The organism is Bradyrhizobium septentrionale, from assembly GCF_011516645.4.
Classification (GTDB): domain Bacteria; phylum Pseudomonadota; class Alphaproteobacteria; order Rhizobiales; family Xanthobacteraceae; genus Bradyrhizobium; species Bradyrhizobium septentrionale.
This window is the reverse complement of record NZ_CP088285.1, coordinates 7,389,126-7,409,962: the sequence shown is the minus strand read 5'-3', so window position 1 is coordinate 7,409,962 and position 20,837 is coordinate 7,389,126. Positions and strand designations below refer to the sequence as shown.

The 20,837-nt window shown below is 65.8% G+C and carries 17 protein-coding genes; 10 read left to right on the top strand and 7 right to left on the bottom strand.

What is annotated here, in order from left to right; genetic code table 11:
- Nucleotides 1-7 precede the first annotated feature (7 nt).
- The 3 genes from HAP48_RS36975 to HAP48_RS36965 all read right to left on the bottom strand — a co-directional run bounded on the left by HAP48_RS36975 (nt 8) and on the right by HAP48_RS36965 (nt 2,204).
- Nucleotides 8-337: a DMT family transporter gene (locus HAP48_RS36975; RefSeq protein ID WP_166204702.1), complete on the bottom strand. Its 330-nt coding sequence runs from the start codon at nt 335-337 to the stop codon at nt 8-10.
- Nucleotides 338-340: 3 nt separating this feature from the next.
- Nucleotides 341-1,018, bottom strand: coding sequence for a glutathione S-transferase family protein (locus HAP48_RS36970; RefSeq protein WP_166204701.1), 678 nt, complete (start codon nt 1,016-1,018; stop codon nt 341-343).
- A gap of 82 nt (nt 1,019-1,100) precedes the next feature.
- Nucleotides 1,101-2,204, bottom strand: coding sequence for an anhydro-N-acetylmuramic acid kinase (locus tag HAP48_RS36965; RefSeq protein ID WP_166204700.1), 1,104 nt, complete (start codon nt 2,202-2,204; stop codon nt 1,101-1,103).
- A gap of 150 nt (nt 2,205-2,354) precedes the next feature.
- Between HAP48_RS36965 and tyrS the strand changes: the two genes are divergently transcribed.
- From tyrS to HAP48_RS36950, 3 genes are all read left to right on the top strand, one after another.
- A complete protein-coding gene (gene tyrS / locus HAP48_RS36960) occupies nt 2,355-3,608 on the top strand; it encodes a tyrosine--tRNA ligase (protein ID WP_166204699.1) in 1,254 nt (417 codons plus the stop codon).
- Between the two features lie 56 nt (nt 3,609-3,664).
- Nucleotides 3,665-4,909 (top strand): MFS transporter, encoded by a 1,245-nt coding sequence (locus HAP48_RS36955; protein ID WP_166204698.1) that lies wholly within the window; start codon nt 3,665-3,667, stop codon nt 4,907-4,909.
- 197 nt (nt 4,910-5,106) lie between these two features.
- Nucleotides 5,107-6,705 (top strand): alkaline phosphatase family protein, encoded by a 1,599-nt coding sequence (locus HAP48_RS36950; RefSeq protein WP_166204697.1) that lies wholly within the window; start codon nt 5,107-5,109, stop codon nt 6,703-6,705.
- A 61-nt stretch (nt 6,706-6,766) separates the two neighbouring features.
- Here HAP48_RS36950 and HAP48_RS36945 read toward each other — a convergent pair whose 3' ends face one another.
- A complete protein-coding gene (locus tag HAP48_RS36945) occupies nt 6,767-7,396 on the bottom strand; it encodes a methyltransferase domain-containing protein (RefSeq protein WP_166204696.1) in 630 nt (209 codons plus the stop codon).
- Nucleotides 7,397-7,432: 36 nt separating this feature from the next.
- Nucleotides 7,433-11,137, bottom strand: coding sequence for a DUF3971 domain-containing protein (locus tag HAP48_RS36940; protein ID WP_166204695.1), 3,705 nt, complete (start codon nt 11,135-11,137; stop codon nt 7,433-7,435).
- A gap of 242 nt (nt 11,138-11,379) precedes the next feature.
- Here HAP48_RS36940 and HAP48_RS36935 point away from each other — a divergent pair, with 242 nt between their 5' ends.
- The gene (locus HAP48_RS36935; protein WP_166204694.1) at nt 11,380-12,093 is read left to right on the top strand and encodes a peroxiredoxin; all 714 of its coding nucleotides are present in this window, start codon (nt 11,380-11,382) and stop codon (nt 12,091-12,093) included.
- A 99-nt stretch (nt 12,094-12,192) separates the two neighbouring features.
- Nucleotides 12,193-13,557, top strand: coding sequence for a M23 family metallopeptidase (locus HAP48_RS36930; RefSeq protein WP_166204693.1), 1,365 nt, complete (start codon nt 12,193-12,195; stop codon nt 13,555-13,557).
- Nucleotides 13,558-13,626: 69 nt separating this feature from the next.
- Here the strand turns inward: HAP48_RS36930 and HAP48_RS36925 are convergent, their stop codons facing one another.
- Together HAP48_RS36925 and HAP48_RS36920 are read right to left on the bottom strand one after the other, a co-directional pair.
- Nucleotides 13,627-14,790 carry a DUF5666 domain-containing protein gene (locus HAP48_RS36925; protein WP_166204692.1) on the bottom strand — a complete coding sequence of 388 codons (1,164 nt, stop codon included), beginning with the start codon at nt 14,788-14,790 and terminating at the stop codon, nt 13,627-13,629.
- A complete protein-coding gene (locus HAP48_RS36920) occupies nt 14,787-15,662 on the bottom strand; it encodes a DUF6502 family protein (RefSeq protein WP_166204691.1) in 876 nt (291 codons plus the stop codon). Before HAP48_RS36920 ends, HAP48_RS36925 begins: the two co-directional genes overlap by 4 nt.
- A gap of 161 nt (nt 15,663-15,823) precedes the next feature.
- Here HAP48_RS36920 and HAP48_RS36915 point away from each other — a divergent pair, with 161 nt between their 5' ends.
- The 5 genes from HAP48_RS36915 to HAP48_RS36895 all read left to right on the top strand — a co-directional run bounded on the left by HAP48_RS36915 (nt 15,824) and on the right by HAP48_RS36895 (nt 20,837).
- The gene (locus HAP48_RS36915; protein WP_166204690.1) at nt 15,824-16,258 is read left to right on the top strand and encodes a hypothetical protein; all 435 of its coding nucleotides are present in this window, start codon (nt 15,824-15,826) and stop codon (nt 16,256-16,258) included.
- A 265-nt stretch (nt 16,259-16,523) separates the two neighbouring features.
- Nucleotides 16,524-16,712: a hypothetical protein gene (locus tag HAP48_RS36910; protein ID WP_166204689.1), complete on the top strand. Its 189-nt coding sequence runs from the start codon at nt 16,524-16,526 to the stop codon at nt 16,710-16,712.
- Between the two features lie 17 nt (nt 16,713-16,729).
- Nucleotides 16,730-18,670 carry a glycosyltransferase gene (locus HAP48_RS36905; RefSeq protein ID WP_224496757.1) on the top strand — a complete coding sequence of 647 codons (1,941 nt, stop codon included), beginning with the start codon at nt 16,730-16,732 and terminating at the stop codon, nt 18,668-18,670.
- Between the two features lie 2 nt (nt 18,671-18,672).
- Nucleotides 18,673-19,413, top strand: coding sequence for an ABC transporter ATP-binding protein (locus HAP48_RS36900; RefSeq protein ID WP_166204687.1), 741 nt, complete (start codon nt 18,673-18,675; stop codon nt 19,411-19,413).
- Nucleotides 19,410-20,837 (top strand): glycosyltransferase family 4 protein, encoded by a 1,428-nt coding sequence (locus HAP48_RS36895; RefSeq protein ID WP_166204686.1) that lies wholly within the window; start codon nt 19,410-19,412, stop codon nt 20,835-20,837. Before HAP48_RS36900 ends, HAP48_RS36895 begins: the two co-directional genes overlap by 4 nt.

Here is a 20,837-nt window from a genome sequence, read left to right as displayed (position 1 = left end):
TCCCCGTCTATTCCGGCGCGAACTTCAACGCGGCAATGCCGATCAGCACCAGCGCAATCCCCGCAACCTTCATCGGGTTCAAGGCTTCGTTGAACAACAGCACGCCCATGGTCAGCGTGCCGACCGCGCCGATGCCGGTCCACACCGTGTAGGCGACGCCGACGCCGAGCACCTGCAGCGCGCGCCCGAGCAGGAACACGAAGGCGGCGAGCAGCACCAGCGAGACCAGCGTCCAGCCGAGCCGCGTATAACCTTCGGCGTATTTCATCGATATCGCCCAGCCGACATCAAGCATTCCGGCGACGACGAGCGCGATCCAGGCAACCGAGTGCGACATGGCTTACGCGGCAAGCTTGAGCATGTGCGCGCGGTGGTTAACCAGGAATGCGTGTAGCAGCGCGGGATAGTCGGCTGACACGGCGCTGCGCACGCTCGGCCGCTGCGCCAGCGCGCGGCGCCAGGCGCGCAGTTTTGGCGTATGCGTGAACACCGCGAGATCGATCAGCTGGTCGAACAGATCGAAGTAGCGGAAGACCGGCGCGAACACCGCATCCACCAGGCTGAAATTTGGGCCTGCGAAGAACGGCCCCGCACCCAGCGCCGCCTCGACCCGCGCGAATTTCGCGACGACCGCCTGCCGCTTGCTCTCGAAGGCCGCGGCATCGGTTGCGGTCTCGAGCCCCCAGAGATCGCCGAGAATGGCCGAGCCGAACTCCATCCAGGCGCGATGCTCGGCGCGGACTAGCGCCTCCTTGGGGTGCAGCTTGGCGCCGGCCTGCGTCTCCTCGATGTACTCGCAGATCACGTTGCTCTCGAACAGCGCGACCTCGGTGCCGTCGTCACGGGTCACGACCAACACCGGCACCTTGCCGAGCGGCGAGATCTTCAAAAACCAGTCCGGCTTGTTGCCGAGATCGATGTCGATCCGCTCGAACGGCACGCCCTTTTCATGCAGCGCGATCACCGCGCGTTGCACATAGGGGCAGAGCTTGTGGCTGATCAGCTTCAGGGCGGCCATGGCGAACCTCGCGTTCAATGCAACTGCATCGAATTAAATGCAGCGGCATGGAACTGTCAAGGTAGATGCATTTGCATCTAAATCACGGTCGCGCGATGATGCCCCCGGTCATCGGGATCGGCACCCCCGTAGTGGCGGGATAGCTCAGCGGCAGGCCCTTCAGGCCGCGCGCGGCGAGGAAGCCGAAGGCCTGCGCCTCGATGGCGTCCGCGGCCCAGCCCAGCGCCTCGGCGGGTTCCACGATCGCCGGCGCGAGCCGTTCGCGCAGCATCCGCATCATCGTGAGGTTGGAGGCGCCGCCACCGGAGACGATCCAGCTCTTCGGCACCTTCGGCAACAGCGGCACGACGCGGGCGATCGCAGCCGCGGTGAAGGCGGTCAGCGTCGCCGCGCCATCGGCGGGCGCCACGGCGCCGAGCTTCAGGCTGGCAAAGTGGTTGCGGTCGAGCGATTTCGGCGGCGGCAGCGTGAAGAACGGCAACCTCAGGGCCTGTGCGATCCAGGCCTCGTCAGCTTTGCCCAGCGCGGCGAACTTCCCGGCGGTGTCGAACGGCTGATGCATCTGGCGGAACATGAAGTCGTCGAGCAGCGCGTTGCCCGGCCCGGTGTCGCAGGCGATCAGCGTGTCCGCCCCGTCGATGTAGGTGATATTGGAGACGCCGCCGATATTGACCACGACGATCGGCCCCTCGCGGTTCAGCGATTGCGCCAGCGCACGATGGTAGACCGGCACGAATGGCGCGCCCTGCCCGCCCGCCTCGACGTCGGCGGCGCGGAAATCATGCATCACCGGAATGTGGATCGCCTTGGCAAGCGCCAGGGCATCACCGATCTGCACCGTCAGCTTCCGCTCCGGGCGATGCAGCACGGTCTGGCCATGGAACCCGACGATGTCGATCTCCTGGGCGGAGATCCGGTTCTGCGCCGTGAAGCTGGCGACCGCCTCGGCATGGGCCGTGGTGACCGCCTGCTCGGCCTGCCGCAAGATCCCCGGCCGGGCGTCACGCCGCGACAGATGAACCGCCTCGGTCAGCGCCTGGCGCAGCAGGCTGCGCTCGCCGTCAGTATAGGGTCGATAGCCCGAGGGTCCGAAGGCCTTGATCTGGCGGCCGTCGGTCTCGATCAGTGCGACGTCGACCCCGTCGAGCGAGGTGCCGCTCATCAGACCGAGTGCCGTTAACATCATCTTGGAAGCGCCCCAGCCGGGAACCCCCGGCTTGTCTCAAACAAGTACATCCTATAATGCCACTGCGCGGCGGCCTGCGAGGCCTAAGCGTCAAGGTTCCGCAAATAGATGCAAAAACCGTAAAACAAGAATGATCTGGCTCGCCGACAAATGACTGCATTTAAATCGGATTTCCTGAATACTCTACAGGAACGCGGCTTCGTCCACCAGTGCTCCGATTTCGAGGGCCTCGACGCGCTTGCCGCGAAGGGCGAGGCGACCGCCTATGTCGGCTACGACTGCACCGCGCCGTCGCTGCACATCGGCAACTTCCTCACCATGATGATGCTGTACTGGCTGCAGCAAAGCGGCAACAAGCCGATCACGCTGATGGGCGGCGGCACCACGATGGTCGGCGACCCCTCTGGCAAGGACGAGACGCGCGCGATGCGCACGGTCGCGGAAATCGAAGCCAACAAGGCCTCAATCCGCGGCGTGTTCGCCAAGGTGCTGCGCTACGGCGACGGACATTCCGACGCCATCATGCTCGACAACGCCGAGTGGCTGACGAAATTGAACTGGATCGAGATGCTGCGCGACATCGGCCGGCACTTCTCGGTCAACCGCATGCTGACCATGGACTCGGTGCGGCTCCGGCTCGAGCGCGAGCAGGAGATGAGCTTCATCGAATTCAACTACATGGTCTGCCAGGCCTACGACTTCGTCGAGCTGGCGCGCCGCGCCGGCTGCCGGCTGCAGATGGGCGGCTCCGACCAGTGGGGCAACATCGTCAACGGCGTCGATCTCGGCCGCCGCATGGGCTCGCCGCAGCTGTTCGCGCTGACCACGCCGCTGCTCACCACCGCCTCCGGCGACAAGATGGGCAAGACCGCCAAGGGCGCGGTGTGGCTCAATGCCGACCAGTTCTCGCCGTACGACTTCTGGCAGTACTGGCGCAATGTCGAGGACGCCGACGTCGTCAAGTTTCTCAAGCTGTTCACGATCCTGCCGATGAGCGAGATCAACAAGCTTGCAGCGCTCGGCGGCAGCGAGATCAACGAGGCGAAGAAGGTGCTGGCGACCGAAGCCACCGCCCTGCTCCACGGCCGCGCCGCGGCCGCTGAGGCCGCCGAGACCGCGCGCCGCACCTTCGAGGAAGGCGCGCTGGCCGAGACCTTGCCGACGGTCGAAATTCCGCGCGGCGAATTTGAAGCGGGCCTCGGCGTGCTTGCCGCCTTCGTCAAGGCCGAGCTCGTCGCCTCCAACGGCGAAGCGCGCCGGCAGATCAAGGGCGGCGGACTGCGCATCAACGATGCCGCCGTCACCGACGAGAAGATGCTGCTGACGTCGGCCAATCTGACGCCCGAAGGCGTGGTGAAACTGTCGCTCGGCAAGAAGCGGCACGTGCTGCTGAAGCCTGCATAGGCACATTCGCATTTGTCGGTTGCGGGGCGTGTCGAAAGCGCGCTCCCTCCTTTGCGATGGACCAGAACACCCCCCTCGACGACAGGCTCGCGAAGCCGAAATCCGCGCGCGTTGCACTGAACGTGCTGGCGCTGTGCTTCGTGCTGTCGGTGCTCGGGCGCGGCCTTAGCGACAGTTTTACGGTGTTCCTGAAACCGATCTCGGAAAACTTCGGCTGGGATCGCGCCTCGGTGGTGTCGGTCTATTCGCTCGCATGGCTCGCCAGCGGTCTCGCCGCGCCGCTGGTCGGACGCCTGTTCGACCGCTCGGGCCCGCGCGTGGTCTATGCGCTCGGCCTCTCGCTGCTCGGCGGCGCCTTCCTGGTGGCGTCGCGCGCCCAGCAGCTCTGGCAATTCCAGCTCAGCGTCGGCCTCTGCGTCGGTTTCGGCACCGCGCTGATCGGCAACGTGTCGAACTCGATCCTGCTCGGCCGCTGGTTCGGGCCGCGGCTGCCGACCGCGATGGCGGTGATGTATTCGGCAATGGGTGCCGGCTTGCTGGTGCTGCTACCGCTGTCGCAGGTCCTGATCGACCGGATCGGCTGGCGCAACGCCTATCAGGCGTTCGGCGTCGGTGCGCTCTGCCTCCTTGTGCCGCTGGTGTTGCTGCCGTGGCGCCTGCTCGCAGGCGGATCGCCGCACATCGTCAGGAAGGCGGAGACCAGCCTGGCCGACGAAGGCTGGACGCTGCTCGGCGCGATGCGCCACCACGCCTTCTGGGCGCTGTTCTCCACCTTCTTCTTCACGGCGGTCGCGATGTATGCGCTGACGGCGCAGATCGTCGCCTATTTGATCGATGTCGGCTTCCCGCCGCTGCAGGCCGCAACGGCCTGGGGTTTCTCTGGTGTCGCGCTGTTCGTCGGCATGCTCGGCGTCTCCACGCTCGACGGCATCATCGGCCGCCGCCCCAGTGTGCTGTTCAGCTACGGCGTCTCGATCCTCGGCATCATCCTGCTCTGGCTGCTGCAGTGGCATCCGAACTACTGGCTGCTGACCGGCTTCATCATCTGCTTCGGCAGCATGATCGGCTCGCGCGGCCCGCTGATCACCGCGACCGCGCTAAAGATCTTCCGCGGCGAGCGCGTCGGCACCATCTACGGCACCATCATGATCGGCAGCGGTCTCGGCTCCGGCCTCGGCTCATGGGGCGGCGGCCTGATCCACGACTGGACCCATAGCTACAATCCGCTGATCGCCTTCGCGTTGGTCAACGTGGTGCTCGGCCTGATTCCGTTCCTGGTTGTGCCGGCGCTGCGGCGCTAGCGCTGCTTCCGTTCCGATTGAATCGAATCGGGGCTCTCGATTTCTTGTCTTGACGCACTTTCTTCTGGCTTCTTCTGGCGAACCGGCCGCATCGCTCGAGTGCGGGACAGTCACGGCATTATCATTCCGGTTTCACATCGCCGTCGTGTTCGCAGCGGTATTCAAGGACGCCAATTTCTCCAGGGAGGGCGTCCATCATGAATAGAATTGGAAAGTTCGCAATTGCAGTGTTGCTCGGCTCGAGCGCGCTCAGCACGGCCGCACGTGCCGACGATGACGACCGCGATCATCGCGCCATCGAGCATGTGCTTCTGATCAGCGTCGACGGCATGCACGAGGTCGACCTGCAGCATTATGTCAAGGGACACCCGACATCGGCCTTCGCCAAGCTGCTGAGGCATGGTCTGCATTACACCAATGCGCACACCTCCCGCCCGTCGGATTCCTTTCCGGGGCTGCTGGCGTTCATGACCGGCGCCTCGCCGAAGACGCACGGCGTGTTTTACGACGACACCTACGACCAGACCCTGTTTCCGCCCGGCAGCAACTGCCAGGGCAAGCCGGGCACCGAAGCCACATACTTTGAAGCGCTCGATTACGATCTGACCAAGCTCGACGGCGGTGGCCCGACGAATTCCGACCACATCAATCCGGCTAACCTGCCGCTGCGCAAGGTCGGCGGCGCTTGCCAGCCGGTCTATCCGCACGCGTACCTGAAGAACGACACCACGACGATCATGGAAGTCATCCACGAGGCCGGCCTGCGCACGGCCTGGTCGGACAAGCACCCGGCCTATGAGATTATCAGCGGCCCCTCCGGCAAGGGCCTCGATGAGCTCTACGCGCCCGAGATCAATTCGACGACCGTGCTTGCCACCGCACCCCAGTTGATCCCGGCACCCCAGGCCGGCGACGACTGGACCGTGAACCCGGTCTACACCCGCTACTATGACAATCTGAAGGTCACCGCCGTCCTGAACTGGATCAAGGGCCTCGACCACACCGGGACCAAGACGGTTGGCGTGCCGGCGATCCTGGGCATGAACTTCCAGGCCGTCAGCGTCGGACAGAAGGTCACCGCCGACGGCTACACGGACGCAAAGGGCACACCGAGCGCGCAGCTCGAATTGTCGCTCGACTTCGTCGACAGCTCGCTTGGCCAGATGCTTGATCAGCTCGACAAGCAGCATCTCACGAAGAATACTTTGGTTGTCGTCGGTGCGAAGCATGGCCAGTCGCCGATCGATGTGGACCAGCTTCACATGCTGAAGGGCAGCACCAATCCGAGGCTACTGATGGGCCATGCCGACGTCGTCGACCCGGTCGATCTCTTGAGCGCCGGCGGCGTCAAGGTGGCGCAGGAGACTGCCGACGACGTCTCGCTGATCTGGCTGGCCGATCACACCCAGACCGCGAAGGCCGTCGGCATCCTCGAAAACGACAAGGTCCTCCTGAACCAGGCCCGGATCGAGAAAATCTATACCGGCGACGAGCTGGAGGACAAATTCGGTAACCCGGCGCAGGGCCGCACGCCCGACATCATCATCCAGCCGCTCCATGGCACGATCTACAGCGGCAGTTCGAAGAAGGTCTCCGAGCACGGCGGCTTCACCGACGACGATACCCACGTCCTGCTGGTCGTCGCCAACCCCGGCTTCGAAGGCGCGGTGGTTGATGAGAAGGTCGAGAACAAGCAGGTCGCACCCACGATCCTGCGCGCACTCCACCTCAACCCCAACAAGCTGACCGGAGCCCGCGCCGAGCACACCACCGCCCTGCCCGGTTTCGACCGCTGAGTCGAAACGACTGCGGAAGACTCTAAATCTGCGGCGCCCGATCCATTCGGGCGCCGCTTTCTTATGCCGTTCTGTGAAGTCGCCTTTGCGCAAGCCAGACCGTACGGCCGCCTGCGGCGACCCAGTCTTCGACAACATGGGCAATGACGTCGAAGCCGATTCCATCGAGCAGCGCCATGTATTCGTCCGGCTCCAGGCTCGCGTGATAGAGCGGATCGCCCCGGTACTCGCCGATGCTTTCGCCATGGTGCGGCCCGCTGTTGAACATCAGCACGGCCGATGGGCCGGCGTGCCGGGCGAACACGTCGAACATCCCGCGCTGATCGTCCGGCGTGAGGTGGAAAAAGCTGTCCCAGGCGAGCACGCCATCGAATCGACGGGCAAGCCGCAGCGACCGCATATCCCCGACGACGAATTCATGCTCCGGGAGTCGCTCACGGCACAGGGCAATGAAAGTCGGCGACGCGTCGACGCCGGTGACGCGAAGCCCGTGCTCGGCCATGTGCCGGGCGACCGGGACACCCGATCCGCAACCGAGATCGAGCACATCAGCCGCGGCAGGCAGCGCCTTGATGAAGCGATCATGCCACGGCTTGTCGTTCCAGTCGGCCGCGCGCCGATCAGCATCCCAGGCCGCGGCGTGATGCTCGTAGTGATCGATGATCCGGTCGGCCATGTCCGGCAATTTCATCGGAGCCATCGGGTGCGCTGAGGGAATGCGTCGACGCTAGTTGTTCGTCGGCGGCAGATCGGTCGGATTGTATTGATTGAAGTCGAAGATCTTCCGCGTCAACCCGGGTGCCAGCGCCGAGATCGGGTTGACGCGCAGCACCGGCTGGTTCGGCGTGCCGACCACCTCATAGGTGACGCCGATCAGCCCCTCATTGCTGCCGGCGCCGAGGAATATCCCGAAGAACGGGATCTGTCCGAACATGTTGTTCAAGCCGTACATCGGAATGAAGGTGCCGTTCATCCGCACCTGGTTGCCGACATAGTCGATGCTGCCCTTGATGGTGGCGCCGATGCTCGGTCCCTTGACCACGCCGTCGCGGATCGAAAGCTGGCCGCTCTGGCGCGTGAACTCGGCGCGCAGCGCGTCGAACCCAATGCCGTTCTGGGTGCTGATCGGCCCGCCAGCGACCGCGCGGTCGAGCTGGGCTTCGCCCTTCACCGAGAAGTCGCGAATAGTGATCAGGCCGTCCTTGGGACCCTGATCCGGTGTCGGCGGCTCCAACGCCAGCATGAGCTGACCGCCGACCACCTTGGAATAGGTATCGATGAAGCGCAGCAGCGCGCCGGCGTCGCCGGTTTGCAGATAGATCACTTCCCGTGCCTGCTGGCGCCGCAAGTCGACGCTGACGGGGGTAGCTTGGCCGCCGACCTTGCCGGCCAGCGTGAACGCCTTGAAGTACCCGTTGCGGCGCGAGATCTTGGCGTCGACGCCGCGCATCGCCTCGCCGTTGAAGCCGGCCACCGCGCCGAGTTTCAGATCGGCATCGAAATCGGTGGTCTTGGTCTTGCTCTTGGGATCGCTGTCGCGGCCGGAGATCGCCGATTTCAGGAAGCCGCGGCCGTCGAACACGTCGCCGCGGATCGTCACCTTGATCACGCCGTCGGGACCGCGATCGGCCCGCAACGATGTCTTGTCGCCTTCCGACGGCGCGTAAGTCGGGAAGTTCGCATTCATCAGGTCGCCGTTCTGGTCGACCTCGAGCGCGCCCTTGATCGACACGCCGCTGCCTTCGATCGAGATGTCCTCGAACCGGGTCGATTGTCCCTTCGGCACCACGTTGAAGGTCGCCTTGCCGGCCCTGCCCTGTGCCTTGACCCAACCCGGCAGGATGTTGTCGAGCTTGAGCTGGGTGAGATCAGCCTCGACGCCCATCTTGGTGGTCGGGTTGTCGCCGCTGCCGATCTTGCCGCTCAGTTTGATCGGGATTGCGCCCGAGACCGCCGGCCCGAGATCGAGCCCGAGGCGCGCGCGGCTCGCGTCATCCAGCGTCGCCTGCAGCTTGACGTCGGCGTCGCCGTCGGCCGGCTTGCGGTAGTCGAGCGACGCCGCCTGTCCGTTGATCTTGACGTCGCCCTTGACCTGGAAGCCGGCATTGCTGGCGATCACCTTCAGCGTATTGGCCTCGAGCTTCTGGTTCATCACCAGCTTGTCGACGGCAACACCGGCAATGTCGGCGGTGACGGAATATTGCGTATCGGCCTTGGTCAGCTCGCCCTTCACAGGCATGCCGAGATTGATCGTGGCCGTGACGTTGCCCTTAGAGGCGTTGGGATCGATCGGCGGACCGGAGAGATCGCTGAGCCGGTCGGATGCGAGGATTTCGGCGGCGGCCGGCACCGGGCAGTCGACCCGGAACTTGACCTTCGACGGCGACGGCTTGGGCGCCATGTCCGGCACCTCGAAGGTAAAGTCCGACAGCGTGATCTTGCGGCCCGCCGGCGTGTCGGCGATGCCCTGGTTGATGGTCACGGTCGCGGTGCGGCCGGTGACCCTCGCCTTCAGGTCCGCATCATGCACCGCAGGCATCTTGTCCACCGGACGCACCGTGACTCCAGAGGCGACAATGTTGACCGAGAGGCCATCATCCGGAATAGGCGGTCCCTTGCGGGACAGATTGTGAACCGGCGAGTTGACCCCGACATCGATGCGCTGGAGCGTGCCGCGGTCGATCCGCTCGAGCACCCATTCGCGCACCTCGGGCACGATGATGACCGGCCACATCCGCTTCAGGGCGGAGGCCGACATCGGCGTGCCGGCGAAGCCGAGTTGCAACCGCGGCTCGCCGGAATAATCGATGCTGCCGGTGCCGGCGACGCCGATCTCGCCATTGGAAATGTCGGCCTGGGTCAGCAGCACGCGCTTCTTGTCGGTGTCGAACCGAAAGCCGATGTTGATGCGATTGAAGATCAGCGGCGGCTCATTCTTGTCGGCGTCGGCCAGCACGATGGTGCCGCCCGACAGACCGGCCTGCCAGTCCGTGACATTGTCGTTCGGTGGTTCGAGATGGCCGAGCAGCGTGATGCGGTTGGCGCCGGAGACGATCTTGATCGGCGCCAGCAGCACGCGCCGCCCCGAATCCCATTCGACGCTCATCTCGGCCGAATCGACCGGCATCGGATAGTCGGGCGTGTCGGTGTCGATGATGTTGCCGGCGCCGACATTGACCTTGCCGCGGAAGTAGGTCGGCAGGCCGTCGCGGCCGAGCTCGCCTTTCAATTCGCCCGATAACGGCAGGTCGGCGGTGTAGGTCAGGTCCTTGGTCCGGAGCGCGAGCAGGATGTTGCTGGTGGAGACCTTGTCGGCCTTGATGTCGACCGAGCGCACGCCGTTGGTCTGCGGCCCGATCACCATGCGCACCGACCAGGGCTTGGCGCCCTCCTCGCCAAAACTGAGCGCGACGCCGCCACCGCTCGGTCGCCGCAGGCTCAGGCTGATATTCTCAAAACTCCATTTGTTGCCGCGCTGCTGGTCGTCGACGACGAGATTGCCGTTCTTCAGGCCGATCTCGTTGAGGTTCTGCCCGTCGAGGCCGGTCAGGCTGAGACTGTCCAGCCAGTCGAGACCGGCGAGCAGTCCGTTCTGGGCCGATTCCTGCGCGGCCGCCGAAGGCTCGGAGGCAACCGGCGGCGACGGCACTGCGGGCAATGGTACGGCGGGCAGCGGACGCGGGAATGTCGGCGGCATGCCCGCCTCCTTCTTGGAGGCAACGCCGGTGGCAAGCGGCTTGGCGGTATCGCCGGTGGATACGGTCACATAGCCATCGGGCGTGATGCGGACCGACAGCTCCGCATCGACCAGGTTGAGGCTCTCCGCCCGCAACTGCCCCATCAGCAGCGCCGTACCCGACAACCGCACCTCGGCCTTCGGCGCACTCGCGACGATCGCATGGTCGCGGTCGCGGACGATGATGTCGCGGATGCGCACCGCGATCCTGACGCGGCCGGCGCGCTCGATCTGGGTTCCGCCGACCTCGACGGTGTTGCCGTGGCCGATATTTTCCTCGATCGCCGCGGCAAGCCACGGCGTTGCCATGTCGAGATTGATCGGACCGGCGCCGAGCCGCCACCACAACGCGGCGAAGCAGGTCGCGAAGATCACGACGAGCACCGCGAGGACCAATCCGATGCGACGAATCCAGCGCCCGCCGTTCAGCCAGCGCTGCATGCCGGAGCAAAAGTCGGTGAAGCGATGCAGGTTGCCATTGGAACGCGACAGCAATTGCCGCGCACGGTGGCCCGCCGCCTCATCCTGCTCGTCCCACGCGGCGTCGTCTTCCCATTGCGAGAAGTCAGCCCCGGCGCGCGGATTTGGACCCTGCGGCGACGTTTTCCTTGCCATTGCCTCTCGGTGCTGACGGCGAAGCTGATCGCCGCCATCAGGACGCCCGTCGATTCGTATCGAGCGCTCCTGTGCCGGCATCGCCGCCTATCCTCGCCTAATCATGTTACTCGCCGATGGCCCCAAGTACGGACCAAAAAGAACGGACCAAACAACCCAAACAAAAGCCAATTCAGCAAGCGGACGGGTAACGCGTCGAATTCCTTGTCACCATACTCCGTGGCCATCAAACTTGCCCAGCGGCCGATGCGAATCCGGCCGCCGCGAATGAGACCCGCAATACCTCAATGGTTGAGCCTCGGAAAGCGACGAAAGGAAGGCGTATGTCCAAGAAAACGCGCAAGAAATCCTCCAACACAACCGGAAAGCGGGTCGCAACAAAGGTTGCGCGCGCCGCCAGCGCAAGCACTGGGAAGTCCGCGACCAAAACCCGCACAACAGCTGCGAAAAAGGCAGCCGCCAAAACAACCAAGACCAGGACCGCGGCGGGTGTTCGAAGCAAAGCCTCGCACAAGCCTGCATCGAAACCGTTAAAGCGTGAGCCGACCGCGTCAGTGACCAAGCCGTCCGCCGTCACACTTGCCGAAGGCGCCGCGGCACCCGCCTTTAGCCTGCCGCGCGACGGGGGCGACACCGTTTCGCTAAAGGATTTCGCCGGCAAGAAGCTGGTGCTGTTCTTCTATCCCCGCGCCGACACCCCCGGCTGCACCCGCGAGGCGATCGACTTCACCCGGCTCAAAAGCGAGTTCGCCGCGACGGGTGCCGAGGTGGTCGGCATATCCGCCGATACGGTTAAGGCACAGGAGTCATTTCGAAACAAACACCAGCTGTCCGTGCCGCTGGTCTCGGATCCTGCCCATCAGATGCTGGAGGCGTATGGCGCCTGGGGCGAAAAATCCATGTATGGCAGGACCTTCATGGGAATTATTCGCACCACGGTTCTGGTGGATGCCGGCGGAAAAGTCGCCCGGATCTGGCGCCATGTGAAGGTCGACGGCCATGCCGAAGCGGTACTGGAGGCCGCCCGGTCGCTCTGACGGGAGGGGTTCCGTTTCCTGAAAATTAACCATACCGGGCTCAAATCGCCCCGCAAATTAGCCGTACGGAGCTTGGTCCGACCGGCCGCGGGAGTACCGATGTCGAGCCGGTCCGGTCATCACCAGGAATACCAGAAACACCATCATCCGCAGGACCATGGCCGGACGCCCGCACGCCGTCCGGCAGCGCAGTACGCCGCTCCGGCAGCAGCGGTGGCGGCCGCCGGCGAAGGCTACACCATTGTCCACGCCGGCAAGCAGGTCCGGTTCGGGCCGGTCGTGTTCTGGATCGCGGTCGGCACCGTGGTCCTGCTCGGCATGTGGTCGGCGGCGACCGCGACCTATTTCGCATTCCGTGACGACGTCCTGACCCGGCTGATCGCGCGCCAGGCCGAGATGCAATACGCCTATGAGGACCGCATCTCCGAGCTGCGCGCCAAGGTCGATCGCACCACCAGCCGCCAGCTGCTCGACCAGGAGCAGTTCGACCAGAAGCTCGATCAGATCATGAAGCGGCAGTCGACGCTGGAATCGCGCGCCACCGCGCTCGGCGCGATGCCCGATGCCACCTCGACTGGATCGATCAAGCCGCAGGGCCGCGCCGAGCAGGCGCCCTCCTCCGGCGCGCCAAAACCCTCGCCGATCAGCGACACCGTGATCTTCGTGGCACCGCCGGATCGCGAGGCGCGGCTGGAATCGCGCGCACCGCTGATCGCCAAGGCGCAGCCGAACCAGTTCGCCAAGGCGCAGGGCGTCGACAACGTCCTGGTCCGTCTGCAGACCTCGCTTGACCAGGTGGAGCGGCGCCAGGTCGCCGCGCTGTCTTCGGTCGAGGACGGCATCGAATCGCGGGTGCGCCGGATGCGCGGCGTGATCTCCGACCTCGGCCTCAACATGGCGCAGCTCGAAGCGGCGACGCCGCGCTCCGGCATGGGCGGGCCCTTTGTCCCTGTGAAACTCTCTGCCGACGCCGGCGCGTTCGAGCGCCAGCTCTATCGCATCAACATCAACCGCGCCCAGATGCAGCGGCTGAACCAGACGCTGGCGCTGGTGCCCTATCGCAAGCCGGTCGTCGGCGAAGTCGAGTTCACCAGCGGCTTCGGCGTGCGCTCTGATCCCTTCCTCGGCCGGCCGGCGATGCACACCGGGCTCGACTTCCGCGCCGCCCAGGGCGATCCGGTGCGCGTCACCGCCAACGGCAAGGTGGTGTCGGCGGGCTGGGCCGGCGGTTATGGCCGCATGGTCGAGGTCGATCACGGCAACGGCCTTTCGACCCGCTACGGCCATCTCTCCGAGATCGGCGTCAAGGTCGGTGACACCGTCAAGATCGGCCAGGTAATCGGCGCCGTCGGCTCCACCGGCCGCTCCACCGGTCCGCATCTGCACTACGAAACCCGGATCGACGGCGAAGCGGTCGATCCGCAGAAATTCCTCCGCGCCGGCGTCCGCCTCAGCGCGGGCTAGCTCCGTCTCTCGACAATGATCTGAACATCGGCGCAAGCGGCCCCGCTTGCGCCGATCTCGTTTGCGGCGTCAGCGCCGGCCGCCGCCCATGCCACCCGGCGGTCCGCCGCCGGGTGCCCCAAAGCCGCCGCCGGGCTCCGGACCGGTTGATCCACCCGTGGCCGGATTGGGCGCAGAACCGCCGCCCGGCGGCAGTCCGCCGGACGAACCCGGAGGCGCACCGCCGGGACCGCCACCAGGACCACCGGGCCCGCCGGGACCATGTCCTGGTCCGGGTCCGCCGCCACCGGATCCACGTCCGGGCGTGCCGGGACTCCGTACCGAGGAGCCCGGGAACTTGCCAACCGACTGCACCGATTCGACGCGCAGCTCGCGCGTGCCCGACAGCTGCGCGTTGACGACCACGCGCGTATCGGGAGCCGGCGAGAAGCGCGAATGATCGCGCGCGACGAAGCCGGAGCCGAGCTGCAGATCATTGCCGACCCGCCGCACATAGGCCTCGATCAGCAGCCGGTTGGCGCCGGCGAGATCGGAGAAATCGTCGGCCCGGCTGCGTGCGACCTGCATCACGCCCTGCGCGACCTGGCCCTCGGCATAGACGCGCTGGCCGGCGAGCGCGGCGTTGACGCCGGTCAGCTTGAGATCGCCGATGCGCAACGCCCCGGAGCGGTCGCGCTCCAACGGCCCGGTGACATGTGTCGCGCCGGCGCTGTGCTGCTGCACCAGGCTCGCGACGACGACGCCGTCAGTGCGGCGCAATCCGAACACGGCGACATGCGCGCCCGGCTTCAGCCAGCTCTCGCCGCCGCTCCAGGCGACCTTCTGGCCGAGCACCGTCAGCTCGCCCGGCTTCATGCGCTCGACCGGCCCGGTCACCTCGCTCGTCACATCGATGCGTTTGGTCGACAGCGCGCCGCCGGCATCGCGCTGCGCCACCACGCGCGCGAGCTGTCCGATCCGCAGCGCCTTCGCGCTCGCCGCCTCGCCGTCGATCCGCACGGGCACGTCGGCCGCGTAGGCGACCCGCTCACCGTTGACATAGATCGAGCCGAAACGCTGGATCACGCCGACGATGCCGGTGCCGCCGATGCCCTGATCCGAGCCGGTGATCCCGGTGCCGCCGATGCCCTGGTCGCTGCCGCGCTTCCTGCCTTGCGCGCCCGCGAGCGACGTTCCGGCGAGCCAGAACGCTGCAAGCAGCGCGCGGCGCGAGATGACGGGCGGGCGCCTCATGACGCGCCGCCTTCGTCCGCATCGTCATCGACCGGACCGTCCGGGCCCTCGCGATAGATGTAGATGCCGAAATTCCAGCGATAGTCGCCACCCTTGTCCTTGACCAAAGCGCGGTTGGCCTCGCGGTTGGCGACCTTCAGCGCCTCCATCGCGAGCTCACGCGAGCGGCCCTCGAGCCGCTTCGCCAGTTTCGCCGACAGCCCGTCATAATGCACCGCGCGTTCGAGGAAGCGCGGTGTCGCCGACGACACGTTCATCTCGGCGGCCGCGACATGGTCGTGCAAGTTGCGGCCGAGATAGTGCCATTTGCGGTCGTCGTCGCCATGCGGGACGAAGGCCTCCTCGACCAGCACGATCTCGTCATCGTCGTTGATGGTGACGAGCTTGCGGTCGAGCCATTCGTCCAGCACCGCACGCGGCCGCACGTCCTTGGTGATCGATTCGACCAGCGACTCGAACGACGGCGCGCCGCCATCCGCCGTGCGCGGCAGCGGCAGCGGATCGCCGTTGGCGTCGGTGAATTCAGGCGCGGCCAGCCAGCGCGCGATGATCGCGCTGGTGCGCGACAGCGTCGCCGGCACCGCATTGACCGGCGCGCCGGCGCCGCGCAGCCGCGCCACCTCCTTGCGGTGGATGCCGGTCAGCAGGCTGACGCGGCTGTCGGTCTGCTCCTTGCCTTCGAGCGCGAAATCGTGCTCGGCGACGTTGACATAGAGCTCGCGCAATAGCTGGGTCAGCGCCGGAAATGTCATGCCGCCGCGGATGCAAAGCCGGACCAGCGGACGCAGCATCCGCGCCAGCGGCGAATGCAGCTTGGCTGCGGCGATCGGCGCTGATGATGCCGGCTTCGGCTTCGGGACTTTGGCATTCATGCCCAAGTTTTAGCCGTCCGTCGCGTGGGACACAATCCCACTCCACTTGACGTGTGACATTTTCCCACTTATGGGAAATGAAGTCACCTCCGGACACAATCCGCGCTTGCGGGCGCTGACGTCACGGTACGTGGCGCTGCGCCATCGCTACGGACCGCTCCATGACGCCTGCCCGATTCGACCTTGCGATCGCGGAAGCCTGCCGGATCGCCCAGGTTCCCTACGAGGAGTTCGTGGCGACGGTGATGGCGGGCAGCTATCCCTGCCTGCCGGGTGTTGTGCCCGGCTCGCCCCGCCGCTTCGACGAAACCGACCTGGTGGCGCTGTACATCTATGGCCGCCTGCTCGCCTTCGGTTTTGGCGCCTTGCGTGCCGGCGAATATGCTTGCCGCGCGCATGCCGGCCTCTCCGCCGAGCCGCGGGCGCAGTCGATCTCGATCGCGCTGACATCGGATGGCGGCAAGCGCGTCGTGATCGAACAGGATCTGCAGCGGCCCGCCGCCGCGATGCTGCCCGAGCGGATCCATTTCGACATCGCCGCCATCCGCCGCCAGTTGCAGCCATCCGCCGCACGCAGCACGGCCGAACCGGCCTGACGCCTGCTCCATAAGCTCGTCATGTCCCCGGGCATGACGATCGGCGTTCGCCTGTTGCACGCGATAGCTCTGCTCATTTCCTCGTCAGCTCGCCCACCTCGCGCCGTCGTGGCGCGACCGTGACGTCACGCGGCCGCGTTTCCCCTCCTTCAAAAAGGTTATCCACCGCCACACGTGGGACATAATCCCACATTTTAGTCCGACGCCATTGACGTGTGCAATTTTCCCACGTATCCAGAATCCATTCAGCAGGGAATCCGACGCAATGTCTCTTCGTTCGGTCCGCTACCCCGGTTCGTCTTGCGAACCCGGTCGGTTCGCCGCCAACACACTCCGCTTCACGCCGCAGGTGCCCTGCGGCCCGATCGAGCCGGTGTTTCCGGCGCTGCTGCGCTCGCTGGTGTTCTTCACCGCGCTGGCGCTGCCGTTCGTCGTCGCCCTGTTCGCAGCATGATCCGGATCGAGCCGCCCATGATTGTTGTCAACGCGCCGGTCCGGCGCCCCTCGGTGCTGCACATCTTCAAGGTCTACTACCCCGACCTGTTCGGCGGCACGCTGACGGTCATCCGCGACATCTGCGCCGGCCTGAAGGACACCTTCAACGCCGCGGTATTGGTTTGCTCGCGCTCCGGCGGCGAGCGGCAGATCGTGGTCAACGACGTCGCCGTCGAGCGCGTGCACTCGTTCGGCGACGTGCTGTCGCTGCCGGCCGCGCCGACTTATCCGTGGCGGCTGTGGCGCCGCATCGGCGAGCACGATTTGCTGGCGCTGCACGCCCCCTTCCCGCTCGCCGACCTCGTGTTCGCGCTCGGGCTCGGCCGCGCGCGTCCGCTGGTGGTGCACTGGCACGCCGACATCGTCTCGCACGCGGCCCTGCGCTTCCTCGTCGAACCGTTGATGCGACGGACGTTGCGTCGCGCCGCCGCGATCATCGTCTCCGATCCGGTGCTGCTCGAGACCACGCCGCTGCTGCAGGAATTCTCCGACAAATGCCACGCCGTTCCATTTGGTGTGGATGTTGCGAAATATGACCGGCCGGCCGCCCAGCCGGATGACGTCAACGCACGCGGCCGCCTGGTGCTCGCCTGCGGACGGCTGGTGCCCTACAAGGGCTTTGACGTGCTGGTGCGCGCGGCGCACGCCCGCAATTTCGAGGTCTGGATCGTCGGCGAGGGCCGCGAGCGAGACAATCTGGAGCAGTTGATCCGCGACTACGGCCTGCAGGACCGCGTCCGCCTGCTCGGCTCGGTGTCCGAGAGCGAACGCGTCAAGCTGATGCGCATCGCCGACGTCTTCGTGATGCCGTCGGTGACCAATGCGGAGACCTTCGGGCTGGTGCAGCTCGAGGCGATGGCCGCGAGCCGCCCCATCGTCAACACCGCGCTCGACACCGGCGTTCCGCATGTCGCCCGCCACGGCCTCGAGGCCATCACGGTGCCGCCCGGTGACGCCGCAGCGCTCGCCGACGCCATCGAGACCTTGATCAACGATCCCGAGCGGCGCCGCCACATGGGCCAGGCCGCGCGCCATCGCGCCATGACGAAATACTCAACCACAGCCTTCAAGGAGGGAGTCGAGACAGTGTACCGCAAGGTCGTTACCGACGAGGCCACCGCAAAGGACGCAGGTTCACCAGCCCCAGCCTCGCGTCCCCAAACGGCCGGTCTCGTCGGGGCGATCCAGATCGCGGCAGCACTGGCCTGGTCCGACGTGCGCCATCGCTACGTCCGCTCCCTCCTTGGACCCTTCTGGATGTCGATCCAGATGGCGATCATGGTGGCCGTTCTCGGCTCGGTCATCGGCCATCTCTCCAACGCGAGCGCGCTGGCGCGGTTGCCGATGCTCGCGGCGAGCCTCACCGCCTGGACCTTTCTCAACAGCGTCGTGCTCGACGCTACCACCGCACTGCAGAACTCGGCCAGCCTGATCAAGGATCGCGCGCTGCCGCCGGTCGTCTTCCTGCTGCAATGTACCTTCCGGCAGGCGCTGTTCGCGGCCCACAACGCGGTCGTGCCGCTGATCCTCTGGCTGGCGCTGACGCCCCGCGATGTCGGCGGCGCCATCGCCGCCCTGCCCGGCCTTGCTCTCTTCGTCGTCTGCACGCTGGCCCTGAGCCTCGTGCTCGGCGCGCTGGCAACGCGCTACCGCGACATCAAGCCGATCATTGAATCCTCGCTGACCCTGGCATTCCTGGCCTCACCGATCATCTGGACAGAGGAGATGATCGATCGCGGCTCCACGGTGATGCGACTCAATCCGCTGACGCATCTGTTCGCGATCTGGCGCGATCCCTTAGCGACCGGTCATGTCGCGACGACCAGCGTGATCTACGTGCTGGCCTGCCTCGCCGCGCTCGCGGTCCCCGCGACCGTCACCGTCGCCCATCTGCGCAAAGCGGCGTTCTGGATCTAGGCATGGCAAGCATCCAGCTCCGCGACGTCTGCCTCGACTATCCGCTGTACGGCGCCTACGACTTCTCGCTGAAGCGCCGCGTGCTCGGGCGACTGTTCCGCCAGAGCAGCGAGATGCGCACCATCCGCGCGATCGACAACATCTCGATCGACGCGAAAGCCGGCGCACGCATCGGCCTTGCCGGGCCGAATGGCTCCGGCAAGTCGACGCTGTTGCGGCTGATCGCCGGGGTCTTTCCGGCGACCAGCGGCCGGGTCGAGATTTCCGGCAACATCGTGCCGCTGCTTGGCTTAGGGGCCGGCGTCAATCTCGATTTCGTCGCCGCCGATAATATCAACCTGCTGCTGCGGATCTCGGGACGCAAGCCGACACCGGCGATCCTCGACGACATCTGGGCCTTCACCGAACTGGAGGAGCGCATGCGGCGGCTGCCGCTGCGCATGTTCTCCTCGGGCATGCTGATGCGCGTGCTGTTCGCGACCGCAACCGCCTTTCCCGCCGACATCCTGCTGCTCGACGAATGGCTCAGCGTGGTCGACGAGAATTTCTCGGCCAAGGCGGAGCAGCGGCTGCGCAAGATGGTCGAGACCGCGGCGATCGTGATCATCGCCTCGCACGACCACGCGCTGCTGCGCCGGACCTGCACCAGCATCATCAATCTCGATCACGGCCGCATCGCCAGCACCGTTGCGCTGGATGCTCCCGTCCCGCATCACCTCGAGCTCAGAGAAATCAGCGCATGACAAAGATCCTGGTCGTCAGCGAGGCGCTTGGCGAACCCAACCACAAGCGCGGCATCTTCCACTTCACGCGCGAATTGATCCGCTCGCTGGCCGGCGACGGTCATCAATTGACGCTCGTCGTTGAGACCACGCGCCGCTACCGGAAGCTGCGCCGCAGGCAGCAGCGGACGCGCCTGCTGCCCGAGGACTCGCGACTGATCGAGCTGCTCGCGCTCTATCGTTTCCTCGATGAAACCGACATGAACTCGCCGATGATGCGCGGCGGCCTGCGCCGCACCGTCGACTGGTTCAAGCACAAGCTCAAGGCGGCGACCTCGCTTGAATTCATCATCGCCTTCCTGCGCTCGGTTCGTCTGCTGCCGACCAGCGTCAAGCTGATCGAGAACCGGACCGAGGGCCTCGAATACATTCCGACCGATTTGCGCCATCTCGAATTGTTCCGCGATTTCCTGCTCGAGCCCGGCTTCTACAGCTATCAGGACACCTCGGCCCTGACCCGGCTGCCCCCGCCGCGGGTTGATGCGCGCGACTATGACGTCATTCTCATCGACACCCCGACCCGGGTTGCGATCAAGCGCCATCCGAACGCCAAGGTGATCTGCGTGGTCCACGACCTGTTGCCGATCACCGATCTCAAGCTGGATGACATCGCGACCCGCCTGTTCCTGTCGCGCCTCCTGACCAGCGTGCATCAGGCCGACGAGCTCGCCTTCGTCTCGAACTACAGCATGAACCGCTTCCGCGCCCTGCTCCCGCAATATGCGCACATTCCGGCGCGGGTAGTCTATCCGCGGACCCGCTTCGACGTGGCGGAAGCGCCGCTTGCGCCGGTGACCACCGCCGTTCCGGCACGGCCGAGCTTCGTCGTCATCGTCTCGAATGAGCCGCGCAAGAACCTCGCGGCCGTCATCCGCGCCTTCCGCAAACTGCCGGAGGCCGATCTCGTCGTGATCGGCTATGCCGGCGGCGCCAATCAGGCGCGCAACCTGCCCAAGAACGTCCGCTTCTCCGGCTATGTCGATGAGCACGAGAAGGCGGCCCTGATCGCGGACGCGCATGGCCTGATCATGCCGAGCCTCGCTGAGGGCTTCGGCGTCCCGATCATCGAGGCATTTGCGGCCAATACCCCCGTGCTGTGCTCCGATATTGCCGTGTTCCGCGAGGTCGCGGGCGAGCTTGCAGACTATTTCGATCCGTTCTCGACCGAATCGATCTGCGCCTCGGTGCGGCGCGTTCTGGCGCAGCAGGAGCAATGGCGCGAGCGGATCCGCGAGCGCCGGACCGAGCTCGCCGAGCGCTTCGGCCATCATACCCAGGCGCGCGACCTGCTGTCCCATCGGGTTGCCCCTGACGTCGCGGCGGCCGCCGCGGCGCTGTCCGCCGCGATGGCTACATTCCACAGCGCGACCGCACACGGCGTGTGA

Bases quoted from the DNA above. Each gene is read 5' to 3' on its own strand.
- HAP48_RS36905 (WP_224496757.1), top strand. From the start codon at position 16,730: ATGATTGTTGTCAACGCGCCGGTCCGGCGCCCCTCGGTGCTGCACATC.
- HAP48_RS36925 (WP_166204692.1), bottom strand. From the start codon at position 14,790: ATGAGGCGCCCGCCCGTCATCTCGCGCCGCGCGCTGCTTGCAGCGTTC.
- HAP48_RS36910 (WP_166204689.1), top strand. From the start codon at position 16,524: ATGTCTCTTCGTTCGGTCCGCTACCCCGGTTCGTCTTGCGAACCCGGT.
- HAP48_RS36955 (WP_166204698.1), top strand. From the start codon at position 3,665: ATGGACCAGAACACCCCCCTCGACGACAGGCTCGCGAAGCCGAAATCC.
- HAP48_RS36950 (WP_166204697.1), top strand. From the start codon at position 5,107: ATGAATAGAATTGGAAAGTTCGCAATTGCAGTGTTGCTCGGCTCGAGC.
- HAP48_RS36915 (WP_166204690.1), top strand. From the start codon at position 15,824: ATGACGCCTGCCCGATTCGACCTTGCGATCGCGGAAGCCTGCCGGATC.
- HAP48_RS36965 (WP_166204700.1), bottom strand. From the start codon at position 2,204: ATGATGTTAACGGCACTCGGTCTGATGAGCGGCACCTCGCTCGACGGG.
- HAP48_RS36935 (WP_166204694.1), top strand. From the start codon at position 11,380: ATGTCCAAGAAAACGCGCAAGAAATCCTCCAACACAACCGGAAAGCGG.
- tyrS (WP_166204699.1), top strand. From the start codon at position 2,355: ATGACTGCATTTAAATCGGATTTCCTGAATACTCTACAGGAACGCGGC.
- HAP48_RS36975 (WP_166204702.1), bottom strand. From the start codon at position 337: ATGTCGCACTCGGTTGCCTGGATCGCGCTCGTCGTCGCCGGAATGCTT.
- HAP48_RS36920 (WP_166204691.1), bottom strand. From the start codon at position 15,662: ATGAATGCCAAAGTCCCGAAGCCGAAGCCGGCATCATCAGCGCCGATC.
- HAP48_RS36970 (WP_166204701.1), bottom strand. From the start codon at position 1,018: ATGGCCGCCCTGAAGCTGATCAGCCACAAGCTCTGCCCCTATGTGCAA.
- HAP48_RS36945 (WP_166204696.1), bottom strand. From the start codon at position 7,396: ATGAAATTGCCGGACATGGCCGACCGGATCATCGATCACTACGAGCAT.
- HAP48_RS36895 (WP_166204686.1), top strand. From the start codon at position 19,410: ATGACAAAGATCCTGGTCGTCAGCGAGGCGCTTGGCGAACCCAACCAC.
- HAP48_RS36940 (WP_166204695.1), bottom strand. From the start codon at position 11,137: ATGCCGGCACAGGAGCGCTCGATACGAATCGACGGGCGTCCTGATGGC.
- HAP48_RS36930 (WP_166204693.1), top strand. From the start codon at position 12,193: ATGTCGAGCCGGTCCGGTCATCACCAGGAATACCAGAAACACCATCAT.
- HAP48_RS36900 (WP_166204687.1), top strand. From the start codon at position 18,673: ATGGCAAGCATCCAGCTCCGCGACGTCTGCCTCGACTATCCGCTGTAC.